Source organism: Rheinheimera soli (assembly GCF_021290985.1).
Taxonomy (GTDB): Bacteria; Pseudomonadota; Gammaproteobacteria; order Enterobacterales; family Alteromonadaceae; genus Pararheinheimera; species Pararheinheimera soli.
The window spans coordinates 1-854 of sequence record NZ_JAJOYU010000093.1; the positions used below are offsets into that span (position 1 = coordinate 1).

The window sequence follows — 854 nt, forward strand, 5'->3', positions numbered from 1 at the left end:
AGCCAACCCACATTGGCAGCCATATAAGGCAGCAAGCCAAGGCCAGTGTACTTGCATAATTCCGGGCTAATTTATCATACCTTGTTGCTACTGAGCGGTAATGTTTTAGCCTGGCAAACACGTTCTCAACCAGATGGCGATATTTGTACAGACACCAGTCAATATCGCCATTACCAATCTTCGAATTACGCTTGCGCGGTATGTTAGGGACGCCCTTTTTTTCTCGGATCTGCTCTCGTATCTTCTCGCTATCATAGCCCCGGTCAGCGATAACGTGTTCGGCATCAGGCAGCTGTTTTAGTAATTCTATGGCTGCTTTACTGTCATGAACCTCACCGCCTGTCACAATAAAATCTATTGGCAAGCCGCAACTATCCACTGCCATATGGATTTTCGTCGTGTTGCCACCACGACTTTTCCCAATCGCTTCTTTATCTTCTGAGCGAGCACCTGTCGCATGCTGATGCGCTTTGACGATGCTGCCGTCTATAAATTCCCACTCTAAATCAGCCAATTGCATTAACTCTGCGAATAGCTGCATTAGAATGCCTTTTTTAGACCACAGGTTAAAACGCCGGTAGATGGCGCTCCAATCTCCAAAAGCTTCTGGCACATCGCGCCAAGGGCATCCGACCCGCATCCGATACAAAATGCCTTCGAAAGTATTTCTGTGTTCCGGCTTGTCATATACGCGGCCCGTTTTAAGCATCAATCTGATTAGCTTTGACCAGTACTCGTCTGTTAACATTGTTCTTGGCATGATGGGTTGTCATGGTTAGTTTTTGGCGAAAGTAATTATACCAGCCCATCATGCTGTCTAATAATCCATCACGAAAGATCAACAAGCCCTAGTA

1 protein-coding gene is annotated in these 854 nt (G+C 46.3%); it reads right to left on the bottom strand.

What is annotated here, in order from left to right; all coding sequences use genetic code 11:
• Nucleotides 1-760, bottom strand: a 760-nt coding sequence (locus LSG37_RS21135; RefSeq protein WP_233081984.1) for an IS5 family transposase, incomplete at its 3' end; no start/stop codon positions are given.
• Nucleotides 761-854: the final 94 nt, after the last annotated feature.